This window comes from Mesorhizobium sp. BR-1-1-10 (assembly GCF_020165595.1).
GTDB classification, from domain to species: Bacteria; Pseudomonadota; Alphaproteobacteria; order Rhizobiales; family Rhizobiaceae; genus Mesorhizobium; species Mesorhizobium australicum.
Genome location: NZ_JAIUIL010000005.1, coordinates 206,165 through 229,583, shown reverse-complemented (window position 1 = coordinate 229,583; position 23,419 = coordinate 206,165). Strand labels below are relative to the sequence as shown.

22 protein-coding genes are annotated in these 23,419 nt (G+C 63.4%); 12 read left to right on the top strand and 10 right to left on the bottom strand.

What is annotated here, in order from left to right; all coding sequences use genetic code 11:
* Positions 1 to 3: 3 nt before the first annotated feature.
* The 4 genes from LB555_RS12580 to LB555_RS12565 form a co-directional block, all read right to left on the bottom strand.
* Entirely contained in the window at positions 4 to 978 is a 975-nt protein-coding gene (locus LB555_RS12580; RefSeq protein WP_140723408.1) for a WD40 repeat domain-containing protein, read from the bottom strand.
* Between the two features lie 101 nt (positions 979 to 1,079).
* Positions 1,080 to 1,607 (bottom strand): hypothetical protein, encoded by a 528-nt coding sequence (locus LB555_RS12575; RefSeq protein ID WP_015314301.1) that lies wholly within the window; start codon positions 1,605 to 1,607, stop codon positions 1,080 to 1,082.
* Entirely contained in the window at positions 1,604 to 1,882 is a 279-nt protein-coding gene (locus LB555_RS12570) for a DUF1778 domain-containing protein (RefSeq protein WP_015314300.1), read from the bottom strand. Before LB555_RS12570 ends, LB555_RS12575 begins: the two co-directional genes overlap by 4 nt.
* Positions 1,883 to 1,960: 78 nt before the next feature.
* Entirely contained in the window at positions 1,961 to 3,019 is a 1,059-nt protein-coding gene (locus tag LB555_RS12565) for a CobW family GTP-binding protein (RefSeq protein WP_140723405.1), read from the bottom strand.
* 135 nt (positions 3,020 to 3,154) lie between these two features.
* Between LB555_RS12565 and LB555_RS12560 the strand changes: the two genes are divergently transcribed.
* Together LB555_RS12560 and LB555_RS12555 are read left to right on the top strand one after the other, a co-directional pair.
* Positions 3,155 to 3,439, top strand: coding sequence for a hypothetical protein (locus tag LB555_RS12560; protein ID WP_140714357.1), 285 nt, complete (start codon positions 3,155 to 3,157; stop codon positions 3,437 to 3,439).
* Positions 3,440 to 3,441: 2 nt separating this feature from the next.
* Positions 3,442 to 3,912, top strand: coding sequence for a MarR family winged helix-turn-helix transcriptional regulator (locus tag LB555_RS12555; RefSeq protein ID WP_015314298.1), 471 nt, complete (start codon positions 3,442 to 3,444; stop codon positions 3,910 to 3,912).
* Between the two features lie 12 nt (positions 3,913 to 3,924).
* Here LB555_RS12555 and LB555_RS12550 read toward each other — a convergent pair whose 3' ends face one another.
* The gene (locus tag LB555_RS12550) at positions 3,925 to 4,794 is read right to left on the bottom strand and encodes an AraC family transcriptional regulator (RefSeq protein ID WP_224682984.1); all 870 of its coding nucleotides are present in this window, start codon (positions 4,792 to 4,794) and stop codon (positions 3,925 to 3,927) included.
* A gap of 53 nt (positions 4,795 to 4,847) precedes the next feature.
* Here LB555_RS12550 and LB555_RS12545 point away from each other — a divergent pair, with 53 nt between their 5' ends.
* The 5 genes from LB555_RS12545 (at position 4,848) to LB555_RS12525 (ending at position 8,886) form a co-directional block, all read left to right on the top strand.
* Entirely contained in the window at positions 4,848 to 5,255 is a 408-nt protein-coding gene (locus tag LB555_RS12545) for a DUF2000 family protein (RefSeq protein ID WP_015314296.1), read from the top strand.
* A 194-nt stretch (positions 5,256 to 5,449) separates the two neighbouring features.
* Positions 5,450 to 6,334, top strand: a complete 885-nt coding sequence (locus tag LB555_RS12540; RefSeq protein ID WP_263489080.1) for a DMT family transporter — start codon at positions 5,450 to 5,452, stop codon at positions 6,332 to 6,334.
* A gap of 65 nt (positions 6,335 to 6,399) precedes the next feature.
* On the top strand, positions 6,400 to 7,422 hold the full coding sequence (locus LB555_RS12535) for a LacI family DNA-binding transcriptional regulator (protein WP_140788605.1): 1,023 nt from the start codon (positions 6,400 to 6,402) through the stop codon (positions 7,420 to 7,422).
* Entirely contained in the window at positions 7,419 to 8,402 is a 984-nt protein-coding gene (locus LB555_RS12530) for a 2-hydroxyacid dehydrogenase (RefSeq protein ID WP_224682982.1), read from the top strand. Before LB555_RS12535 ends, LB555_RS12530 begins: the two co-directional genes overlap by 4 nt.
* Before the next feature lie 79 nt (positions 8,403 to 8,481).
* Positions 8,482 to 8,886 (top strand): hypothetical protein, encoded by a 405-nt coding sequence (locus LB555_RS12525; protein WP_224682981.1) that lies wholly within the window; start codon positions 8,482 to 8,484, stop codon positions 8,884 to 8,886.
* Here LB555_RS12525 and LB555_RS12520 read toward each other — a convergent pair whose 3' ends face one another.
* Entirely contained in the window at positions 8,887 to 9,678 is a 792-nt protein-coding gene (locus tag LB555_RS12520; protein WP_224622904.1) for a gamma-glutamyl-gamma-aminobutyrate hydrolase family protein, read from the bottom strand.
* Between the two features lie 245 nt (positions 9,679 to 9,923).
* Here LB555_RS12520 and LB555_RS12515 point away from each other — a divergent pair, with 245 nt between their 5' ends.
* Entirely contained in the window at positions 9,924 to 11,033 is a 1,110-nt protein-coding gene (locus LB555_RS12515; RefSeq protein WP_027142806.1) for a TRAP transporter substrate-binding protein, read from the top strand.
* Positions 11,034 to 11,137: 104 nt separating this feature from the next.
* Here LB555_RS12515 and LB555_RS12510 read toward each other — a convergent pair whose 3' ends face one another.
* The 4 genes from LB555_RS12510 to LB555_RS12495 form a co-directional block, all read right to left on the bottom strand.
* Positions 11,138 to 12,166, bottom strand: a complete 1,029-nt coding sequence (locus LB555_RS12510; protein ID WP_224682980.1) for a zinc-dependent alcohol dehydrogenase family protein — start codon at positions 12,164 to 12,166, stop codon at positions 11,138 to 11,140.
* Between the two features lie 13 nt (positions 12,167 to 12,179).
* Positions 12,180 to 13,967 carry a TRAP transporter large permease subunit gene (locus tag LB555_RS12505; protein ID WP_224683096.1) on the bottom strand — a complete coding sequence of 596 codons (1,788 nt, stop codon included), beginning with the start codon at positions 13,965 to 13,967 and terminating at the stop codon, positions 12,180 to 12,182.
* Complete coding sequence (locus LB555_RS12500) at positions 13,967 to 14,551, bottom strand: TRAP transporter small permease subunit (RefSeq protein WP_015314287.1); 585 nt, start codon at positions 14,549 to 14,551, stop codon at positions 13,967 to 13,969. Before LB555_RS12500 ends, LB555_RS12505 begins: the two co-directional genes overlap by 1 nt.
* A gap of 180 nt (positions 14,552 to 14,731) precedes the next feature.
* Complete coding sequence (locus tag LB555_RS12495; RefSeq protein WP_224683095.1) at positions 14,732 to 15,637, bottom strand: branched-chain amino acid ABC transporter permease; 906 nt, start codon at positions 15,635 to 15,637, stop codon at positions 14,732 to 14,734.
* A gap of 142 nt (positions 15,638 to 15,779) precedes the next feature.
* On the opposite strand from LB555_RS12495, the gene LB555_RS12490 reads away from it, so the two are divergent.
* The 4 genes from LB555_RS12490 (at position 15,780) to LB555_RS12475 (ending at position 23,079) form a co-directional block, all read left to right on the top strand.
* Entirely contained in the window at positions 15,780 to 16,388 is a 609-nt protein-coding gene (locus LB555_RS12490) for a CGNR zinc finger domain-containing protein (RefSeq protein ID WP_140660061.1), read from the top strand.
* Positions 16,381 to 16,914, top strand: coding sequence for a hypothetical protein (locus LB555_RS12485; protein ID WP_224682979.1), 534 nt, complete (start codon positions 16,381 to 16,383; stop codon positions 16,912 to 16,914). Before LB555_RS12490 ends, LB555_RS12485 begins: the two co-directional genes overlap by 8 nt.
* Positions 16,915 to 17,131: 217 nt before the next feature.
* A complete protein-coding gene (locus tag LB555_RS12480) occupies positions 17,132 to 20,626 on the top strand; it encodes an indolepyruvate ferredoxin oxidoreductase family protein (protein WP_224682978.1) in 3,495 nt (1,164 codons plus the stop codon).
* Between the two features lie 137 nt (positions 20,627 to 20,763).
* Positions 20,764 to 23,079: a putative bifunctional diguanylate cyclase/phosphodiesterase gene (locus tag LB555_RS12475; protein WP_015314282.1), complete on the top strand. Its 2,316-nt coding sequence runs from the start codon at positions 20,764 to 20,766 to the stop codon at positions 23,077 to 23,079.
* The last annotated feature ends 340 nt before the right edge of the window (positions 23,080 to 23,419 follow it).

Sequence of the window (23,419 nt, the reverse complement as noted above, 5' to 3'; positions counted from 1 at the left end):
CGGCTAGGCCGTGATGTCGATGACGCCACAGTCGCCGGCGGCGCTGCCGAAGGCGACGCGGCGTTCTTCCCTGTCCCACATCATCGCGGTGATGGCGCCCTTGCCTGGTCGCCGCAAAAGCACTTCCTTGGCGTCGGAAAAGCGCACGGCCATCACCATGCCGTCGTCGTAACCGACTGCGACGACGTCCTGGCTCGGATGGCAGGCGACCGCCGTCACCATGGCATTGCCGCGCGTGCCGAGCTCCAGCGGCGCCTTGCCCATCGGGCCGTCCTTGCCCGAAAACGGCCAGACGATCGCCGCCGGCGCGCCGGAACTGGCCAGCCACTTGCCTTTCACGCTCCATGACAGGCTTTTGACCTTGCCGGGATAGCCGCTCATGCGCATGTGCTTGCCGTCGGCCAGCTTCCAGCCATGCAGGGCGTTTTCCTGCATGGTGGTGACCAGAAAGGCGCCGTCCGGCGAGAAGGTGATGCCGGTGTGCGCGCCCGCCCATTCCAGCTCCACCGGCTTGCCCTCGGCGGCGGGGAAATGCAGCGTCGCGCCATTGTAACGGGCGACGCCGAAGCGCATGCCCTTGGGCGAGAACGCCAGCCCCTCGACCGAGCGCGGATGGGCAAATTCCCGGGTCTTGCCATCGGCGAAGCGCACGAAGGCGGTCTTGCCCGTGGCATACGCGATGGCGCCTTGCGGCCCGGCGGCAACGCTGGTGATCCATTTTTTTCCCGCGTTCGCCACCTCCTGGGTCTCGCCGCCGGCTTTCACGGCAAAAACCTTGCCGTCCTCGCCGCCGGTGATCAGCCGGTCGTTGGCCGCGTCATGGAAGGCGGCAAGCAGCCCGTCATTGGCCTGCACCGTCTTGTGGCCATTGTCGAGCCGATGGACAGCACCATCGGCCAGCGCGAAATGCGGCACGTCGCCGAGGAAGACGGCGGCGACGCAATGGCCTTCGAGATCAAGCGGGGCAACTGTGGGCATGGGTTATCTTTGTTCGACTGGATTAGAATTGTAGAGGCGGCTTACTCGACGTTTGCGGTTCCGACAACCATCGGGATTGGCAAGTGATGAAGGGGCAGGCGTCAAAGCAGCCCCTTGGCTCGTAGATCCGCAGCGAATGCTGCCAACGGCATCACCAGAGTCAAATCCGATCCTGTGAGACGCTCGGCGCCGTAGCTTGCATACCACTTTGCCGCCCGCTCGCTCTTGGCGTCGATGATGAGCAGAATGCCGCCCCCTTCTCCCGCAAGCCGCAGGCAGCGCAATGCCGCCGCGGCAAGCAACTGACCTCCGAGGCCTTGCCCGGCGACGGTGCGATCGGTGGCAAGACGGCCAAGCTTGAAGCCGGAAACTTCGTGTCGTGCCAAGCCTCTCGTCAGGGCTGCGGGAACGGCTTCATGAGCGACGGCGGACGGCGCGATCGTATAAAAACCGAGTACACGTTCCGAAGCTGTATCGCCGATCGCGCAGAAGGTCTTGGCCGCATTCTGATCATGACTCTGTCGCGCGAACCGCTGCAGAAATTCGTTCATCTGCAGGTCGCCACAATCGAAGGACGCTCGATCGTGGCGTTTTGCTATTGGCTCCTCGTGCCAGGACGGAAGAGTCACAAAGTGTCCGGCAAGGCCGCAATCGCCGCCTTGAGCCTGGCGTTGGGTTTTGGCGGGTGTTCCAGCAGGTCCAGGATGCGCTTAAAGTCGCGGTCGGACACCTTCGTCACTTCAGCCGCATCAATCACCGCCTGCGCCGCAGGCACGATCTTATCGAGGATGAAGTCTGCCATGTCTTTGTGCGAGAGCGCAGCGGCGCGCGCGATCATCGCCTTCTCCGAAGGGGGAATGCGGATTTGGTAGCGCTCGGTCTTGTTGTCCGCAGGTCTAGGCATGGTCATTCCTCATCGCGATACGTACACATGATATGTGTACGTATCGCACAATTCAAGCTTTGAATCGTGTGGCTGAACCTAGGCCTGGCAGGCGTCAAAGCTCTTCTTCAGCCGTTCAGCGTCGAGTTCGCGTCCGATGAACACCAGCCGGCTTTCGTGCTTTTCGCCGTCCTTCCAGGCGCGCTGGTGGTCGCCCTCGATGATCATGTGCACGCCTTGGATGACATAGCGCTCGTCATCGCCCTTGAGCGCGATGATGCCTTTCAGCCGCAGGATGTTAGGGCCTTCCATCTGGGTGACCTTCTCGATCCATGGGAAGAATTTCTTCGGGTCCATCTCGCCGCCGCGCAGCGACACCGACTGCACCGTCACATCATGGATGTCGGACGGATGAGCGTGATGGTGGTGGTCGTGCCCATCGTGGTGATGATGATCATGGTCGTGATGATCATGATCGTGGTCATGGTGATCATGTTCATCATGCGCTTCGAGGAAATGCGGATCGTTCTCCAGCGCCCTGGACAGGTCGAAGGCGCCGCGGTCGAGCACTTCCGACAGGGCGACGCCGGCGCGCGTCGTGCGGTGAATTTTGGCGGCAGGGTTGATGGCGCGGATCGTCGCCTCGACCATGGCAAGTTCTTCCGGGGTGACGAGGTCGGTCTTGTTGAGCACGACGACGTCGGCGAAGGCGATCTGGTCCTCGGCTTCCTTGGAATCCTTGAGCCTGAGCGGCAGGTGCTTGGCGTCGACCAGGGCCACCACGGCATCGAGCTTGGTCTTGGAGCGCACGTCGTCGTCCATGAAGAAGGTCTGCGCCACCGGCACAGGATCGGCGAGACCCGTGGTCTCGACGACGATGGCGTCGAAGCGGCCGGGCCGCCGCATCAGGCCCTCGACGACACGGATCAGGTCGCCGCGCACCGTGCAGCAGACGCAGCCATTATTCATCTCGTAGATCTCCTCGTCTGATTCCACGATCAGGTCGTTGTCGATGCCGATCTCGCCGAATTCGTTGACGATGACGGCGTAGCGCCTGCCGTGGTTTTCCGACAGGATGCGGTTGAGCAGCGTCGTCTTGCCGGCGCCGAGATAGCCGGTGAGGACGGTTACGGGAATCTGTGTCTGCGCTTCGCTCATGGCTTGCCTCGAAATGACTAGGCCCTGAAATTCAGGCCGCGAAAAGGGATTGTCGGTTCCATATAGGATGTGCGCCGGGCTTTTGCACGGGGCAAACCATGGGCCAAAGCTGCCGACCGGGATTGTCCCGGCATCATGGCCGCGGAAGCGGCCGCCGTCCCCGGCGGCGGAATGATCAACGGGCCTCTTGCCAGGGCTGTCCGGTCGTCGGATCGCATTCACGCAGCGGTCGCTCCGAATTCCCTTCACCCGAAACTCGTTTGTCATCTAACTGAAATAAACATCTGGCATCACCACGGCGGACACCGCAAATGCTTGCCGGCAAAGCTGTTTCGGATGCCGGAATCTTTTTCGATCGTCGATTGCCAACCGGCCGGCTGCGTCTATGCTGTGCGCACCGGTACGGCCGAAGAGGGATGACCATGGCCAAGGCGGACAAGACTGCAACGATGAGCCGGCTGCATTCAGCGGCAAGGCTGGCAAGGACCGCGCTGGCGGCACGGCTCCTGGCGCATGGCTTTTACGCCGGCCAGGACCAGATCATGCTGGCGCTGGACCGTGAGGACGGCCAGACGCCGGGCAATCTCGCCGGTCGCCTCGGCGTGCGTCCGCCGACCATCACCAAGACCATCAACCGGCTGCAGGCACAGGGTTTTCTGGAGAAACGCGCGTCCGACTCCGATGCCCGCCAAGCCCATATCTTCCTCACCGATACCGGCCGTGAAACCATCCGCGCCATTGAGAAGTCGGTGAAGAAGACCGAAAAGCAGGCGCTTAAGGGCCTCGACAAGAAGGACCAGAAGGCGCTGTTCAAGCTGCTCGCCCGCATCGAGGCCAACCTCTCCAACGAGGAACTGGTGCTGATCGACGACGACGCCGAGTCGGATGACTGATCTCTCCGGCCGTCAGGCGGCCGCGGTATTTCCGTGGATCAAGGACGACCAACGGCCCGGCGTCATGCCGAACGCTTTCTTGAATTGCCTGTTGAAGTGGCTCTGGTCGCTGAAGCCGGCCTCGATCGCGATCTGTGCCAAGGGCACGCCGGCGGCGATCATCCTGCGCGCGCGCTGAAGCCGGCGCATTACCAGGAAACGATGCGGGCTGGTCGAGAAGGCCGCGCGGAAATGTCTCGACAGGGCATAGCGGTCGAGACCCGTGACGGCTTCCAACTCACCCGAATGCACGGGCCGGTCGAGGTTTTCCGTGAGATACTCACCCGCCAGTGTCGCCGCCCGCCACGCCGTCCCGGCTATTGGCTTTGCCGGCTTGCCGGCATGCCGGTTCAGACTTTGCATCAGTCGCGCCAGGAAGTCGTCGACGAACAGCTCGTCGAGTTCCTGCTCCAACGGCCCGAGCGCCGACAGCAGGGTCGCGCAGAAGGCCTCGTCCGTCACCACGCCGTCCCTGACGAAGGGCAGCGCCGTGCCGCCGAGACAGTCGAGCATCAGTGACGGCTCAAGATAGAGCATCCTGTAGCGCAGGCCTTCTTCCGTGCCGGCGCCGCCATCGTGCAACTCGTCCGGATGCAGCACGATGACCTGGCCGGGCAGGCTCAGCCGTGCCGCGCCGCGATAGCGGAAGGTCTGCACGCCGCGCAGCGTCACCCCGATCGCGTAGGTGTCGTGGCGATGCGGATCGAAGGCGCTGCCGTGAAACCGCGCCTCGATGCGCTCCATCCCCACGGGGTCGGGAGCGGAGATGATGCAGTTTTCAGCGGCATCGGCGCACAAACGTCCAAGACCCTCGAAGGCCTGGCGGTCTAGATCGAACGACATCGTCTCCTTCAGCCTCGTTACACGGGGCCTGACTTTGAATGGCTTGTTTTCTCATGTTCGATACGAAATTTGCAATCGTACTGCGGCAAGACCTGGCCGTCTGGCAGAAACTCAACGTCACCGCCTTCCTGACCAGCGGCATTGTCGCGCAATTCCCCGACATCATCGGCGAGCCCTATCGCGACCGCGCTGGCAATCTCTACAATCCCCTGTCGATCCAGCCGGTCATCGTGCTCTCGGCCGACCAGGCAACGATGAGTGCGATCCATCGGCGTGCGCTGGAACGCGGCGTCACCACCTCGCTCTATGTCGAGGAGATGTTCTCGACCGGCTTCGATGCCGCCAACCGCGCCGTCTTTGCCGAGTTCGCGCCCGAAGATGCCAAGGTGGTCGGCATAGCGCTGCGTGCCGAGAAGAAGGTGGTCGACAAGATAACCAAGGGCGCCCGCATGCACGCGTAGCGCCCGAAGGCTAAGCCTGACGCCGACTGTTGTTGTACCAGCGAGCTTAGGCGCGGCTGCGGGCGACAATTGGCTTGCCGGCAAGCCGCAATTCCCGCAAAGGTGGGGTTCCAGCCCAGCTTTTCCCCGGCCTGCACGTGAATCCTTCCCAAAGATATGTCGAAAGCGCGACGCCGCCGGTGGCGATCCTGTGCATGCTGACCACCTATGTCTTCTTCACCTTCCTCGACACCAGCAGCAAATATCTCGTCCTGGCCGGCGTCTCCGTCCTGATCGTCGCCTGGGTGCGCTTTGCCGTGCACGTCGTGCTGGTTGGGGCGCTGCTGCGTGGCTGGCGCGAACCGATGCGATTTCGGCCGGTCAACCTGCCGGCGCATGTGATGCGCGGCGCGTTCCTGTTCGGCTCGACCATGTTCAATGTCCTGGCGCTGCGCTCCCTGCAACTGGCGGAGACGACGTCGATCTATTTCTTCGGGCCGATGGTGATCACCGCCCTTGCCGGGCCGCTGCTCGGCGAATGGGCCGGATGGCGGCGCTGGCTGGCTATCCTGGCCGCTTTCGCCGGAGTCCTGATCATCACGCGGCCCGGTGTCGGCGTTTTCGGCATCGGACATCTCTTCGCGCTCGGCTCGATGCTGTCGAACTGCTTCTATGTCATCATGACGCGCCGCATGTCGGCGACCGAGACTCCGGAGAGCCTGATCCTGTTCTCGGCGTTGGCGCCGACGGTCCTGCTGCTGCCCTTGCTGCCGTTTTCATTTTCCCTGCCGCATGATGGCTGGCACTGGTCCGTGCTGCTCATGCTTGGCGTGTTCGGCGGTGTCGGCCACTGGTTGCTGGTCCAAGCCTATCGGCTGGCGACGACCACAGCGCTCGCGCCATATCCCTATTCGCAAATGGTGTGGATGATCATTTCGGGCTGGCTTGTCTTCAAGCAGTTCCCCGACCGCTGGACGCTGGTCGGCGCCGCCATCATCGTCGCCAGCGGCCTCTACATCGTCCATCGCGAACATCGGCTCAGGCTGCGCAGCCGTGCGGCCTCGGATGTCGAGGCCGAGGCGCTGGCAAAAAAACTTTGATTTGGCCCGGATCGATGGCATAAGGCCGCCCTTAAACAGTTTAAAAAACGACGGGGAGCGAAAGGCTGGCACAGAAGATCAAGCTGTCGACGATCGCGGATGCGCTCGGCGTGTCCACGGCCACCGTATCCTTGGCACTGCGCGACAGCCCGCTGGTTGCCGGCTCGACGCGCGACCGCATCAAGGAACATGCGCGCGCCATCGGCTATATCTACAACCGCCGCGCCGCCAGCCTGCGCACCTCGCGCTCTGGCATTGTCGGTGTCGTCGTCCACGACATCATGAACCCGTTCTTCGCCGAGATTCTGCGCTCGATCGAGAGTGAGCTCGACCGCAGCCGACAGACCTTCATCCTGTCCAATCACTACGATCAGCTCGAAAAACAGCGCACCTTCATCGATACATTGCTGCAGCTCGGCGCCGATGGCGTCATCATGTCGCCGGCTATCGGCACGCCGGCGTCCGATATCGTCATGGCCGAGGAGAATGGGCTGCCGGCGGTGCTGATCGCACGCACCGTCGAGGGCGCCGACGTACCGGTGTTTCGCGGCGACGATGCCTATGGCACGGGCCTCGCCACCAACCATCTGATCTCGCTCGGCCACAAGCGCATCGCCATGATCGGCGGCACCGACCAGACCTCGACCGGCCGCGATCGCTACCAGGGCTATGTGAACGCCATGGAGGCAGCCGGACTCGACGTCAGGCCGTCCTGGCGCATATCAGGCCCGCGCACCAAGCAGGCCGGTTTCGAGGCCGCCGGGCAGTTCCTGGCGCTGAAGGACAGGCCGACTGCGGCCTGCTGCTGGAACGACCTCGTCGCCATCGGCCTGATGAACGGCATTGCGCGTGCCGGCCTTGTGCCGGGCGTCGACATCTCCGTCACCGGCTATGACGACCTCGAAGAGGCGGCGATAGCCACGCCGGCGCTGACCACCGTCTGGAACGGCCAGCGCGAGGTTGGCCGCCGCGCCGCCAGCGCGCTGCTCGACAAGCTCAACGGACAGACGGTGCGGCCCTCGCAGGAATTGATCAAGCCGGAACTGCATGTGCGCCAGTCGACCGGCAAGCCGGTGGAGCGTGCATGACCAAGGCCGAACAATTGGGAGCCGTTGCCATTCTGGTGCCGGCCGATTTCAGCGACCACGCCGTCGCGCGTATCGACCGGACGTTCAATCGCATCGGCATCGAGCGCGCCGATCCCGCGCTGGTCACCGACGAGATGCGCCGCACGGTGCGCGGCATCGCATCCTTTGCCGGCATCAGTGCGGCGATGATGGACGCGTTGCCGAAGCTCGAACTCATCGCCTCGTTCGGCGTCGGCTATGATTCGGTCGATGTCGGCCATGCGGCGGCGAAAAACATCATGGTCACCAACACGCCCGACGTGCTGACCGAAGAGGTCGCCGACACCGCGATCGGGCTGCTGATCAACACGGTACGCGATCTGCCGCGTGCCGAAAGCTGGCTGCGTGACGGCAGCTGGGCGAAGAAGGGCAACTATCCGCTGAGCCGGCTGACCTTGCGCGCGCGCCGCGTCGGTATTTTCGGCATGGGCCGCATCGGACAAGCCATTGCACGGCGGCTGGAGGCCTTCGGCCTGCCGATCGCCTATCACAACCGGCGCCGGGTCGAAGGCCTGTCCTACCAATACCATGACACGCTGAAGGGCTTGGCCGAGGAAGTCGACACGCTGATTTCGGTGGCGCCCGGCGGTGCTTCGACACAGAAAGCGGTCAATGCCGCGATCCTGTCGGCGCTCGGCGCGAACGGCGTCTTCGTCAACATCGGCCGCGGCAGTACCGTCGACGAGGCGGCCCTTGCGGCCGCTCTCGCCGACGGCACCATCGCCGCGGCCGGGCTCGATGTCTTCGCCGACGAGCCGAATGTCCCCAAAGCGTTGCTCGACTTACCAAACGCCTCTCTGTTGCCGCATGTCGGCTCGGCCTCGGAGCATACACGCCGCGCCATGGCCGATCTGTGCGTCGACAATCTGGTGTCGTGGTTCAGCGACCGCAGGCCGCTGACACCAGTGCCCGAGACGGCGCATGTGAAGGCTCGCCCTTGAGCGGTGGCACTGCCACACTTATTAACGTCCGCTTAACCCTTTGAAATCATTCTTCATCCTGTGTGCTGGATGAGGAATGATGAAAACGCTTTTCGCATTGATCGGTGCAGCCGCGCTGTTTGGCGGCGTTCAGCTGTTTCATGACGGCAGCGGGGAAAGCATTGCCAATGAGGCCACGCCTTCCAATGCCTACAGACTGATTGCCAATGGCGACGAAGGCGCATGCGCGGTCACGCGCGGCGCCTCGGTCTCGGATGGCCTGTCGCTGCTGACGGTGGCGCCGAATTGCCGACGGCTCCTGCCGGGCCTCGAGCGGGCTAAATTCTGGCGCGAGCAAAACGACGGAACCGTTGCCTTCAGCGCCAACGGCATCGATCCGATCGTCACCTTTGCCGTGGCTGATGGCGATGGCTACGAATCCTACGCGCCGGCCCTGCCGTTGCTGTCGCTGGCATCAGACGGTGGCCTGAAACCTGGAAACTGACTACTCCGCCGCCGCCCGCGCGCCGGCTTTCGCGGCGGCATGCAGGCGCACCGCATCGCCGAAAGCGCGAAAAATCTTGGCGGAATTGCTGTCCGACTTGACCCAGTATTCGGGATGCCACTGGACGCCGACGGCGAAGGCGCGGGCACCCTTGACCGAAACCGCTTCGACCGTGCCGTCGGTGGCGACAGCCTCGATCTCGAGCTTCGATCCCAGCCGGTCAATCGCCTGGCGATGCAAGGAATTGACCTTGATGTCGCCGGCGCCGAACACGCCGGCCAGGCAACTGCCTGCCTTGATCGAAATGGTCTGGTGAATAGCGAAGCGCTCATCCTGTTTGTCGCTCACCGCCGCACGGTGGTCCAGCGACCCCTCGCGCTCCTGGATCTCGGTGCCCAGTGTGCCGCCGAGCGCCACGTTCAATTCCTGGATGCCGCGGCAGATGGCAAGCAGCGGCACGCCGCGCTCGATCGCCTTGCGGATCAGCGGCAGCGTCGTGGCGTCGCGCGCGGTGTCATAGGGGCCGTTCGCTTCGCTGGCATCGCCGCCATAGAGCGAGGGGTCGACGTTGGATTTCGAGCCCGTCAGCATGACGCCGTCGACCGACGACAGAAGTTCGTCGAAGTCCAGCCGGTCGCCGAACGATGGCACGAGCAGTGGGAAAACGCCGGCACCTACGATTGCTGCTTCCAGATATTGTTGAGGGGCGGCATGCCAGGTGTAGTTGTCGAACTGACGGACGTCGGTCGATATGGCGACGAGCGGCTGCTGCATTTTGGGTCTGTCTTCCATCTGGCAAGGGATATCCTGCCTTTAAAATAAGCGATCCCCGGCCATTTTTCCAGCCAAGTCTCAGCGTGTCGCATGGGCCACGAAACCGCCTGTTAGACTATAGTTGCAGGGTCGCATGGCTTCGCCATCAAATCCGGCCGGCGTGCTGGACTCGACTCCTTGCCCGTGTATTGTTTCGAGCGAACCGATGCGGGAGCCGAGGATTTCCCGAACGTCGGTTTGTTGGTCCAAAAGGGAGGAACTGCATGGATCGTCGTTCATTTATCCGCAAGGCCGGCGTCACCGGCGTCGGCGCAGCCGCGGCGGCGGCCACGCTCGCCGCACCGGCAATCGCCCAGTCCAACCCCAAGGTGACATGGCGATTGGCGTCGTCCTTCCCGAAGTCGCTCGACACCATCTATGGCGGGGCCGAAGTGTTCTCCAAGATGCTGTCGGAAGCCACCGACGGCAATTTCCAGATCCAGGTCTTTGCCGCGGGCGAGCTTGTTCCCGGCCTGCAGGCCGCCGATGCCACCACGGCCGGCACGGTCGAGGCCTGCCACACGGTGGCATATTATTACTGGGGCAAGGACCCGACATGGGCGCTGGGTGCGGCGGTGCCCTTTTCGCTCAACGCGCGCGGCATGAATGCATGGCACTACCATGGCGGCGGCATCGACCTGTTCAATGAGTTTCTCGCCACGCAAGGTCTGTTCGGCCTGCCGGGCGGCAACACCGGCGTGCAGATGGGCGGCTGGTTCCGCAAGGAGATCAACACCGTCGCCGACCTCTCCGGCCTCAAGATGCGCATTGGCGGCTTTGCCGGCAAAGTGGTGCAGAAGCTCGGCGTGGTGCCGCAGCAGATCGCCGGCGGCGACATCTACCCGGCGCTGGAAAAAGGCACCATCGACGCCGCCGAATGGGTCGGCCCCTATGACGACGAGAAGCTCGGCTTCTACAAGGTCGCGCCCTATTATTACTATCCCGGCTGGTGGGAAGGCGGCCCGACCGTCCACCTGATGTTCAACAAGGCGAAATACGACGAGCTTTCGCCGACCTACAAGTCGCTGCTGCGGACGTGCGCCCAGGCCGCGGACGCCAACATGCTGCAGAAATACGACTATGTGAACCCTCCGGCGGTGAAGCGGCTGGTGGCCGGCGGCGCTAAACTGCGCCCATTCAGCCAGGAGATCATGGCCGCCTGCTTCGAGAAGGCCAACGAGGTCTACGCCGAAATGGAAGCCTCGAACGCGCCGTTCAAGAAGATCTGGGAATCGATCAAGGGCTTCCGCAAGGAGCACTATCTCTGGGCGCAGGTGGCCGAATACAATTACGACACCTTCATGATGGTCCAGCAGCGCAACGGCAAGCTGTAGGCGATCGCACTTTGCTTTTCGAAAGCCCCGGGGCATTTTTGTTCCCCGGGGCTTTTCTTTGCTCGACGGCGACGGCAATTGCCAAATGCCGCGAAGCCTGAACCTCAGCCCATAGCTGGCACCACCAGCACCTTCACTTCACCAGGAGCCGGCGGGTTGGCGATCACCCCTGGCGCCTCTTCGAGCGTGACTTGCCTGGAGATCAACCGATCGATCTCGATCACGCCCGACGCGATAAGCTCGGCGGCGCGGCGATGCGTGTAGGGATTGAGGAATGAGCCCACTACCTTGAGTTCGCGGAACAACAGGTCGAAGGGCTCGAATTCCACCTTCATGCCTTGCGGCGTCACGCCGACGATAACGACGGTGCCGCCCGCCCTTGCCAGCCTCATCGACTGCTCGACGGTCTCGCGCACACCGGCGCATTCGAACACCACGTCGGCGCCACCGGGCATCAGGCCGGCCGGACCGGCGATGGCATCGATCACATCGGTGGCGGCGGGATCGACCGTCGCCGTCGCACCGAGTTCGCTGGCAAGCGCGCGCCGCGAGGCTTGCCGTGTCGACAGGATGATGGTGGTCGCCCCGGCCAGCCGCGCCAGTTGCACGGTAAGCAGGCCGATGACGCCGCCGCCGAGCACCACCACCGAGCTGCCTGGCTTGACCTCGGCAAGGTCGACGCCGTGCAGGCAGCAGCCGAGCGGCTCGCAGAAAGCACCATGAGTTGGCTTCAGATCGGTGGGAAGGACAAAGGCCTGTTTCTGCGGAATCACCACATAGTCGGCAAAGCCGCCGTCGCGGTGGATGCCGATGGCGGTGAGATTGCCGCACAAATTGACGCGGCCGGCATGGCAATGGCCGCAGCGCCCGCAGGCGATGTTGGGGTCGCCGGTGACGCGGTCGCCGACGGCAAAGCCGGAGACGGCGGTGCCGATTGCCTCGACGATGCCGGAGAATTCGTGCCCGGGTGTCACTGGCGGCCTGCAGGGGAACTCGCCGTGGAAAAGATGCCGGTCGGTGCCGCAGACACCGCAGGCTTCGATCCGCACCAGGAGGTCGTCCGGGCCCGGGACCGGTTTGGCGATCTCGCGCAACGAGATGCTGCCCACTGCCTCCAACCGCACGGCTTTCATGGCATCGTTTCCATCAATTGAAGCTCGGCGGTTGCGACAGGTCCGGCGCGGGTGCAGCCGGCTTGGCCGACGGCGCATCGCCGAAATTCGGGGGCTGCGACAGATCGGGCGTGCCGGGCGCCGTCGGTGCGGCGCCGCCATTGGCAGGCACGCCGCCACCGTCCGGCGCGCCGAGCGGCGACAGGCTGGGCACCCCGGGCACCGTGTAGTCGATCGTGCCGGAATCGACGGCCGTGCCCTTGTAGCGCATCACCATTTGCGGGAAGGCGATGGTCAGGCCGATCATGATCACCTGGATGCAGACGAATGGCACCGCGCCCCAATAGATCTGGCCCGTTGTCACCGGCGCGATCTGCTTGCCGGTCAGGCGATCGAGATAGGGCACGCGGGCAGCGACCGAGCGCAGGTAGAACAGCGCGAAGCCGAATGGTGGATGCATGAAGCTGGTCTGCATGTTGACGCCCAGGAGCACGCCGAACCAGATCAGGTCGATGCCGAGCTTGTCGGCCGCCGGCGCCAGCAGCGGCACGATGATGAAGGCCAGTTCGAAGAAATCGAGGAAGAAGGCGAGGAAGAAGACGAGCATGTTGACGCCGATCAGGAAGCCGACTTCGCCGCCCGGCAGCGAGGTCAAGAGATGCTCGACCCAGATCTGGCCGTTGACGCCGTAGAAGGTCAGCGAGAACACCCGCGCGCCTATCAGGATGAACAGCACGAAGGACGACAGCCGCGTCGTCGAGGCCAGCGCCTGCTTGATCACGTCCATCGACAGCCGGCCCTTCATTGCCGCCATCGCCAGCGCACCGACCGCGCCCATCGCGCCGCCCTCGGTTGGGGTGGCGATGCCGAGAAAGATGGTGCCCAGCACCAGGAAGATCAGCGCCAGCGGCGGGATCAGCACGATCACGACCTGCTGCGCCAGCCGCGACATCATGTTGATGTTCAGGCTGCGGTCGAGGATCGCGACGATGTAGATGAAGATGACGCCGACCGTCGCGCCGAGAATATCGGCGTTGTCGCCATGAGCGGGCACCAGGTAACGGTAGGCCGCATAGGCGATCGCAATGGCCGCTATCAACGCGATCAGCAACGACACCACGCCATGGCCGAGCGTCCGCGCCTCAAGCGGCAGGGCAGGCATCGACTTTGGCCGGACGATCGACATGATCACGATGTAGAGCGTGTATAGGCCGGTCAGCACCAGGCCGGGGATCAGGGCGCCGGCATACATGTCGCCGACAGAGCGGCCGAGCTGGTCGGCGAGAACGATCAGCACCAGCGACGGCGGAATGATCTGGGCGAGCGTGCCCGAGGCAGCGATGACGCCGGATGCCACCCGGCGGTCATAACCATAGCGCAGCATGATCGGCAGCGAGATCAGTCCCATGGCGATGACGGACGCCGCCACCACGCCTGTGGTCGCGGCCAACAGTGCGCCGACGAAGATCACCGCGTAGGCGAGGCCTCCGCGGACGGGCCCGAACAACTGGCCGATCGTGTCGAGCAGGTCTTCCGCCATGCCCGATCGTTCGAGCACGATGCCCATGAAGGTGAAGAACGGGATTGCCAGCAGCGTGTCGTTCGACATAACCCGGCTGCCGTAGAAATTGTCCGGCAGCGCATAGAGCAGCGGCCATGCGAGATTGATCGCTCCGCCCGAATAGGGCGTCAGAAGCACGCCGATGAAGAAGAACATCAAGCCGTTGGCGGCGAGCGAAAAGGCGACGGGATAGCCGATCAGCATGAACAGGATCAGCGAGGCGAACATGATCGGCGCCATGTTCTGGGCGATGAACTCCATCACGAACGCACCTCTTCGGCGAGCGCCTTGGCTTCGAGTTCAGCCTGTTCGTGCACGGAAATGAATGGGTTGGGATCCTCAATGACGCCGCGCATGATGGCGATCTTCTTGATGATCTCGGAAATGCCCTGCAGCGCGAGCAGGAAAAAGCCGACCAGCAGGATCGCCTTGGCCGGCCACACGATCAGGCCGCCGGCGTTGGTCGACATCTCGCCGCTGTGAAACGACAGCGACACGTAGGGCACGAAATAGAACACCATCAGCGTCACGAACGGCATCAGGAAAAAGACGTGGCCGAAGAGGTCGATCCAGTGCTGCACGCGGCGTGAAAACAGGCCGTAGACGATATCGATGCGGATATGCTCGTTCTGTTTCAGCGTGTAGGCGGCGGCCAGCATGAAGGCGGCTCCGAACAGGTACCATTGCAGCTCCAGCCAGGCGTTGGACGAGGTGTCGAACACCTTGCGGATGACCGCGTTGGCCGCACTCACCAGGATCGCCAGCAGGATCAGCCAGGATACCGATTTGCCGATGAACTCGTTCATACGATCGATCGTTCTGGATAGAGCGAGAAGCCCTGCCATGCATTCCTCCCTGATGCGGTGACGCGCGATCGCCCCTTTCGTCGCGCCGCCTGGCCCAACCGTATGCAGTGCGTGGTCCGGTTGGTCAACACGGGGACGAAGGATGCAGGCCATCGGCGCTCGCGGCACGGTGGAAAACCGCGGCCTGACGAGACGTCATGCAACCAAAGTCTGACGGGATCAGACGACCTTGCCGGTGTCGCGGCCGGCGCCGATCAGGATCAGCATGGCAACCAGGAACAGATACATCCAGGCATCTCGCCATTCGACCGGAAAATAGCCGGCCCACAGTGATTCGGCCATGCCGAAAGCGGCTGCGCCCAGCGCCGCCTTCGGCGGCGAGAGATAACCGCCGACCGCCGTCACGAACAGGATCTTCAGGCCGTAGACAAGGCCGGAACCGAAGCTGACATTGCCATAGTAGAGGCTGGCCATGACCCCGGCCAGCGCGGCGCAGAAGCCGCCGAACAGCACGGCACGCCGGAACACGCCAAGCACGTCGACGCCGCACAGCGCGGCGGCCCTGGGGTCGTCGGAGACGGCGCGCCAGCACCGGCCGAAGCTTGAGCGGGCAAATGCCCAGGTGGCGAGGGCGACCGCCGCCACGACCACGGCGCAGTCGAGCACCTGGATCAGCGTCAGCGTCGCCTTGAATCCGGAGCCTTCGGCTAAAACGACGGGCTCGGCCAGCGTCGGCGGCAGCCACAGATCATGCGTGTCGGCGGCGATGCGGCTTGCTTCCGACAGGACGAGCAGGATGCCGAGCGTCGTCACCACGATGGCGTTGGGCGAGCGGTCAGCCAACGGCTCGAAGACGCTGCGCGACAGGACATGGCTGATGAGCGCCGCATAGAGGAACGCCGCGAGGACGCCGAACAGCACCGAAGCAAGCAGCGTCAGCCACAGCACCTGGTAGCCGAAGGCGACGCTCAGGATCATTGCCTGGCCGCAAAAGGCAAACAGCGCCCCATAGGCGAGGTTGGTGCGGTGCAGAATGCCGTTGGTCAGCACATAGCCGAAGGCGAGCAACGCATAGAGCGCACCCGAATGCAGCCCGTTCAGCACCTGCTGGAAGAAGTAAAGCATGCTCGACAACACCAGAAGCATCCCGCCCAAGAGGGAATAGGACAAGCGCGGAGCGGACAAAGGCGACGATACCCTGCGCATCCGAGGTTTGCATCGCCGAATCTAACTTGTCAAACGCGATTTATCGGTTAGATTTCCGGAAATGACAGTTGCCTGGACTCCTCACCGCTTCACCGGCGGCCTGCTCGCGCTCGACACGGCGAACACCGTCGTGCTGCGCGGCGATCCGGAGCGCACATTCGACCGCTTCGACGATCCGGCCGAAATCGCCCGCTTCGCCGACGCGGCTAGCGGCTTTCGCGCCGCCGAGCTTGGCGACAGGCGGCTGGCGGTGTCCTCGCCGGCGGCAATCGCGCCCGTCGTGCTGTCGATCCGCGAGACGACCGATAGGCTGTTTCGAGGCGCTGTGTTGAAAGGCGCGGTCGCCACCGCCGATCTGCCCGAATTCCTGCGGTCCTGCGCCGACGGCCTGGCCGCCGGCGGGACCGAGATCGGGGCGCAGGGACGGCCGTTCGGCGATCCGGCGACGCCGATCGCCTTCGAGGCGGCACTGGCGGTTTCGGCGCTTTCCCTGCTGCGTGACGACACCGTCGCGAGGCTCAGGATCTGTCCCAATTGCACCTGGCTGTTCGTCGACAGAAGCCGCAATTCCAGCCGCCTTTGGTGCGACATGGCGGTGTGCGGCAACAGGCAGAAGGCAAGCCGTCACTATCGCCGCCGCATGGCGGCCAATGAGGTCAGGAATGCCTAGAATTCTTTCCCGCTCGACGGTTGCTGGCGCGGCGCTGATCGCGGCGATGACGCTTGGCGCTTGCCGGGATACCGGCGGTGAAGGCAAGCTGTTTGAAGTTTCCGGCAAGATATTCGTCTTCAACTACCGCCTCGCCAGGGCGACCTATGTCGTGACGCTGAGACCCTTGCGGCCGATGGGCGAGGGTCAGGTGGCGGTTGCCAGTTTCCAGAACCCCGCCGGTGGCGATCCCTTCGTGGTCGAGCAGAAGATCTGGCCGAAGCTCGACAAGGTGAGCCTGGAAAGCCCGGCGCTGACCTGCGTTGTCAGGAACAAGCCCTATGCCATCGCCATCAGCATCAAGGGCGCCGATGGCGCGGTCCTGCAGGAGATCGACACCACGCTGATGTCGACGGAAGACCAGTCCATCCTGCCCGATCGACCGCTGGTCATCGACCAGCTCTACACGGCCAATCCCGACCTCGTCGGTCATCCCGACGGCAAGCTGCCGGGCGAGCCGAAGCCGGACTGCTCGAAAGCCGGCTGACACCTTCCGACGGCATCGATTTCGGCTGGAATTTTCGTATGCCATCGCGCTGTCGGCGCACCGTTTCATACGTGATCCAGCGCCCGCCGAACTGCTTGTCGCGCGTTGGCCGGTCCTTTCGATTTTGTTTGACCTGCCTTGCAAGGGGAGAAAGGATGCGTCATCCGATCCCGACGTTGGCTGCTGCCCCGCGCGGCCTTCGCAGAGGAAATGCCTGATGACGCTGCACGATGTCGCGCTCGACGACAAGTTCGATCTTGGAAAGGAGCGCATCTTCCTGTCCGGCGCGCAGGCGGTCATCCGCATGCTCCTGATGCAGCGCGAGCGCGACCGCCGCGCCGGCCTGAACACGGCTGGCTTCGTCTCCGGCTATCGCGGCTCGCCGCTCGGTGGCCTCGACATGCAGCTGTGGAAGGCGAAAAAGCAGCTCGCCGGGGCCGACATCGTTTTCCAGCCCGGCCTCAACGAAGAGCTGGCCGCCACCGCCTGCTGGGGCTCGCAGCAGACGGAACTGCTGGGCGAGGGCACCCATGATGGCGTTTTTTCGGTCTGGTACGGCAAGGGGCCGGGCGTCGATCGTTCGGGCGACGTGTTCCGCCACGCCAATCTCGCCGGCTCGTCCAGACATGGCGGCGTCCTTGCGCTCATGGGCGACGACCACATGGCCGAATCCTCGACCAATGCGCACGCCACGGAATTCCTCTTCGTCGACACCATGGTGCCGATCCTCAACCCGGCCGGTGTCCAGGAGATCATCGACTATGGCCTGTACGGCTTTGCCATGTCGCGCTTCGCCGGCACCTGGGCGGCGATCAAATGCGTCAAGGACAACATCGAATCGACGGCTTCGGTCGACGCCTCGCTCGAACGGTTGAACATCGTCGTCCCGGATTTCGACATGCCGCCGGGCGGCCTCAACATCCGCCACGAGATCGACATGCTCGGCCAGGAAGAACGGCTGCATGAACACAAGCGTGCCGCGGCCTCCGCCTTCATCCATGCCAATGGGCTGAACAGGCTCGTCTATTCGGGCGGCCGCAATCCGAAACTCGGCATCATCACGCTGGGCAAGAGCTATCTCGATGTCCGCCAGGCGCTGGAGGATATCGGCATCGACGAGCAGGCCGCCAACCGCATCGGCGTGCGGCTGTTCAAGGTCGGCTGCCCCTGGCCGCTCGACCTGCAGCACATCGCCGACTTCGCGCGCGGTCTCGACACCATCGTCGTCGTCGAGGAGAAACGCTCGCTGATCGAGGTGCAACTGCGCGAAAGCCTTTATGGCACGGCCTCGCAGCCGGCCATCGTCGGCAAGAAGGACGAGCGCGGCGACTGGCTGTTTCCGGCCAAGGGGGCGCTCGACCCCAACGAGATCGCCATTGCGCTCGGCGAGAGAATCCTGAGGACCATCGGCCCATCCGAAGAGATTTCGGCCAGGGTCGCGAAGCTACGTCAGTTCCAGGCGATGCTGGCCGATGCCACCGACATCGGCTCGCGCACACCCTTCTTCTGTTCGGGCTGTCCGCACAATTCCTCGACCAAGGTGCCGGACGGCTCGATCGCCGCCGCCGGCATCGGCTGTCACTTCATGGCGCTGTGGATGGATCGCAACACAGTTGGCTTTACCGCCATGGGCGGCGAGGGGGCGCAATGGCTCGGCCAGGCGCCGTTCTCCAGGCGCGACCACATCTTCCAGAATCTAGGCGACGGCACCTACAACCATTCCGGCACGCTGGCGATCCGCTTCGCCCTGTCGAGCGAGGCCAACATCACCTATAAGATCCTCTACAACGACGCCGTCGCCATGACTGGGGGCCAGCCGCATGAGGGCGGGCTGACGGTGGACATGATCGCCAGGCAAGTACGGGCAGAGGGCGTCGACCGCATCGCCATCGTCACCGACGAACCCGACAAATATGCCGGGAAGGCCGAATTCCCGGCTGGCGCCACTATCCACCACCGCGACGACCTCGACCTCGTCCAGCGCGAGCTGCGCGACGTCAAGGGCGTATCGATCCTGCTTTACGACCAGACCTGCGCCGCCGAAAAGCGCCGTCGTCGCAAGCGCGGCACCTTTCCCGATCCCGACAAGCGGGTGTTCATCAATGAACTGGTCTGCGAAGGCTGCGGCGATTGCGGCGTGCAATCGAACTGCGTCTCGATCCAGCCGGTCGAAACCGAATTCGGCCGCAAGCGCAAGATCGACCAGTCGAGCTGCAACAAGGATTTCTCCTGCGTCAACGGCTTCTGCCCGTCCTTCGTCACCGTGCACGGTGCCAAGATCCGCAAGGCCGAGGGCCTGGCCGGCGGGACCAACCCGCTTGAAGGCGTGCCGATGCCAGCCGAATTCCCGCTCGGCGCCGAGGGCTGGGCGGCGATCATCGACGGCGTCGGCGGCACCGGCGTCGTCACCGTCGGTGCCGTGCTCGGCATGGCGGCGCATCTGGAGGACAAGGGTTGCGGCATGATCGACATGGCCGGCCTGGCCCAGAAGGGCGGTTCGGTGTTCACCCATGTCCGCATCGCCCGCACACCGGAAGACATCAATGCCATCCGCGTTTCGGCGGGGAAGGCCGACCTCGTGCTCGGCTGCGATCTCGTCGTGTCGGGCGCCAAGAAGGTGCTGACGGCGGTACGCGAGGGGCATACGATATTCCTCGCCAACACCGCCGAGATCATGCCGGGCGAATTTGCTCGATCAGCCGATTTCTCGCTGCCGATCGAGCGCCTGAAGAAGGCGATCCGCTCAGCGGCCGGTGACGACAAGGCGCATTTCTTCGACGCCACCCGCACCGCCACAGCCCTGTTCGGCAATTCGCTGGGCGCCAACATGTTCATGCTCGGCTTTGCCTTCCAGTTCGGCGGTCTGCCGCTCTCGGCCGAAGCCGTCGAAAAGGCCATTGAATTGAATGGCGAAGCGGTGGCGATGAACATCGCTGCTTTCCGCTGGGGCCGCCGCGCCGCGCATCAGCCGGATTTCGTGCGCGGCCTCATCGCCCAGCCGTCCGCAACCCTCGGCGACAAGGCCGGACAGGCCGGTCCGGTCGCTGAGACACTGGACGATATCATCGCCCGCCGTGTTGCCTTCCTCACGGCCTATCAGAACGCTGCTTACGGCAAGCGCTACGCCGATAGGATATCGACGCTGCGAGGGTCAGAAACGAAGGCCGTGCCGGGCTCGACCGACGTGACCGAAGCTGCCGCCAAAAGCCTGTTCAAGCTGATGGCGATCAAGGACGAATACGAGGTTGCGCGGCTCTATACCGACGGCTCCTTCGCCGCCGCGCTTGGCATGCAGTTCCAGAGCTACGAGAAACTTGAATTCCATCTCGCCCCGCCGATCATGGGACGTCGCGGCAATGACGGCAAACCCAGGAAATCGAGCTTCGGCCCTTGGATGATGAAAGGCTTTCGCCTGCTGGCTGCCATGAAGGGCCTGCGCGGCACGGCCTTCGACCTGTTCGGCTACACCGCCGAGCGGCGCATGGAGCGGCAATTGCTGGCGCAGTACGAGGCCGATCTACAGCTCGTGGCCAGTTCGCTGGCGCCGGGCAAGATCGAGGCCGCGGTAGCCCTGGTCTCGGTCCCGGCGCTGATCCGCGGCTATGGCCACGTCCGGCAGGCAAGCGCCGAAAAGGCGGCGGGCGAGCGCTCCAGACTGCTCCAGCGACTGATCCAAGTCATGCCGGTACCGGTTCTCAGTGCCGCTGAGTGATTTCTCACCCATGCCCGAAGCCTGCTGCAAGGTCCTCTTGCCGAGGCGGGCCGACCGAAGCCGTAGCTTAAGCCCCTCTGTCTAAGCCTTTCTTAAGGCGGTTGTGGCATGACAAGGCTTAGCGTTGGGCCGATCATATGGGCAAAACAAAGACCGAAAGCATCCCCGCGGATGTCTATATCCAATTTGTGCGGTCGTTGTTCGACAACGCGCACATGTTGGTGATCGGTGGCGCGTGCTACTGGATCCTCGGATTCATGATTTATCTGCGCACGCAAAATCCGTTGTTTCTGGCCTTTTCTTTTATTCTACTGCCGATCAGCCTTCTGCGTTATTTCGGTATTCGCAGCTTCCTGAAGACGGGGGGCGTGATTGCCGACGTCGAACACGCACACCGATTGGAGCGCAGTTACATCCTCAAGGGCTGCTTGCAGGGCCTCGGATTGGGTGCGCTGTGCTTCGTGTCGATCTATGTGTATCCCGACCCATTCGCCGAACTGGCGGCAATGTCGCTGACCCTGGCGACCCTGGTCACGGTTGTCGCCCGTAATTACGGGTCTCCGCGCATGGTGCGGATTTTTTCTGTAACCTTCATTGGTCCGGCGGCGCTTGCGCTCCTGCTGCGTCTGGATGCCCCGTCCGTCGTCCTTGGTCTGATGATCTTCCCGATGACGTTCATTACCATCAACAGCGCCGACCATGTTCGCAATGTGCTGTTTTCGGCGGTCATCGGCCATAAGCAGGCGAAAAGCATAACGCGCAAGTTCGACCGCGCGCTCAACACCATGTCGCACGGCCTGGTCATGCTCGGCCCTGATGGGCGCGTCGCGGTCGCCAATGCCGAGGCCGCCCACCTGATGTCGCTGAAATCGGCCGACGCGCTGCTCGGGCGCTCCATCCACGGGCTTCTGATGCGCGGCGTCGCCGGCGGCATGCTGGCGCCGAAGGACTGCCGCTACGTCGAGGCGCAGCTGACGCGCGCGCTGCGCGAGGGCAGGGACCGCAAGGTGCTTGTTTCGCTCGCCAACGGCCAGCATTACGAATTCTCCGCGCGTGAAGGCAGCCAGGAACTCGGCGTGATCACCTTCGAGGATGTCACGGCGCGCGTCGAAGCGGAGGAAAAGATCCGCTTCATGGCGCGCTACGACAATCTCACCGGCCTTCCCAACCGCGCCTATTTCCACGAACTGGTCGGCGAGCTGATGGCCTCCGGCGACCGGGATCGCCTGTGCGGCCTCGCCGTGATCGACCTCGACGATTTCAAGAGCGTCAATGACACGCTCGGCCATCCCGTCGGCGACGGGCTGATCTACGCCGTGGCCGACCGGCTGGCGGCCATCGCCGGGCAAGGCCTTACCGTCAGCCGCTTCGGTGGCGACGAGTTCATGCTGTTCTTCGACCGCATCGATGACGAAAGCCATCTGGAGAGCCTGCTCGACCAGATTTTCGCCGAGCTGCAGGGAGAGGTCGACGTGGCGGGCCACGGGTTGCGGATCCAGGCCAGCGCCGGCGCGGTGCTGTCCAAGGTCGGCGGAACCGATGTCGACGCCATGATCGTCAAGGCGGACCTGGCGCTCTACAAGGCCAAGGAACTCGGCAAGAACGGGTGGCGGCTGTTCGAGGCGGCAATGGATGCCGCATTCCGCAATCGCCAGCTGATGAAGGCGGATCTGCGCAGCGCCGTGGAAGGCAGGGAACTGCGGGTCGTCTACCAGCCCATCGTGGCGATGAACACCATGCGCATCGCCAGCTGCGAGGCGCTCTGCCGTTGGGACCATCCCGATCTCGGACCGATTTCTCCCGGCATCTTCATTCCCCTGGCCGAGGAGATGGGCATCATTTCCGAGATCAGCACCTTTGTGCTGCATGCAGCTTGCACCGAATGCGCCAAATGGCCTGACCAGACCAGCGTCTCGGTCAATCTCTCGGCCAGGGATTTCCGCAGCCGCGACGTCATCCAAAAGGTGCGCGATGCGTTGGCTAACTCCGGCCTCGATGCTAGCCGCCTGGAGATCGAAGTCACGGAAACCGCGCTGCTCGACGACAAATCCCTGACCCGCCAGTATATCGAGGAACTGAAGCAGCTTGGCGTCCGCATCGCCCTCGACGATTTCGGCACCGGCTATTCAAGCCTGAGCTATCTCCACAAGCTTCCGCTCGACAAGATCAAGATCGACCGGTCGTTCGTGATGGACGTCACCCACAATCCGCGCTCGCTCGAGCTGTTGAAGGGCGTCGTCGACCTGACCCGTGTCCTGGGGCTCACCGTCACCATCGAAGGCGTGGAAACATTCGAGCAGCTTAAGGTCCTCATGCATTCGGTGAAGCCGGATCTTGTCCAAGGCTTCCTGTTCGGCGCGGCGCTCAGCGCGTCGGGCATCGAGACGATGTCGAACGTCACCTGGCCGTTTGCCGCGGATCTGCGTCTCGCCGCCAAGCGCACAGTCGGCTAGCTTTCGTCGCAAATTCTGCCAATCGAAGTTGATAAAGCGCGTGCTTGGGTCGTGCGGTTGGTGCGAACCAGAATATTTTTATCGGCGGCGAACAAATCCAACCAAGACGCGCAGTAGTTTTGGCCGATTTTGAAGAAGCGAAAAGGTTTGACCGGATCGGCGCATCTGTCAAAGCGGAACGCTCCAGTGCTTTTCACGCCCGAGTTTGCAGCGCCTTTCATAGGAATGAAGGCTTGGATTAGAACGTCCAGGCTGCCCCTTCAGCAACCACTCCGCAACCATAGATCTCCAGCTGTTAAGGTTAACAAGTGGTAAACCAGTGGGATCCAATTTTCGGCTT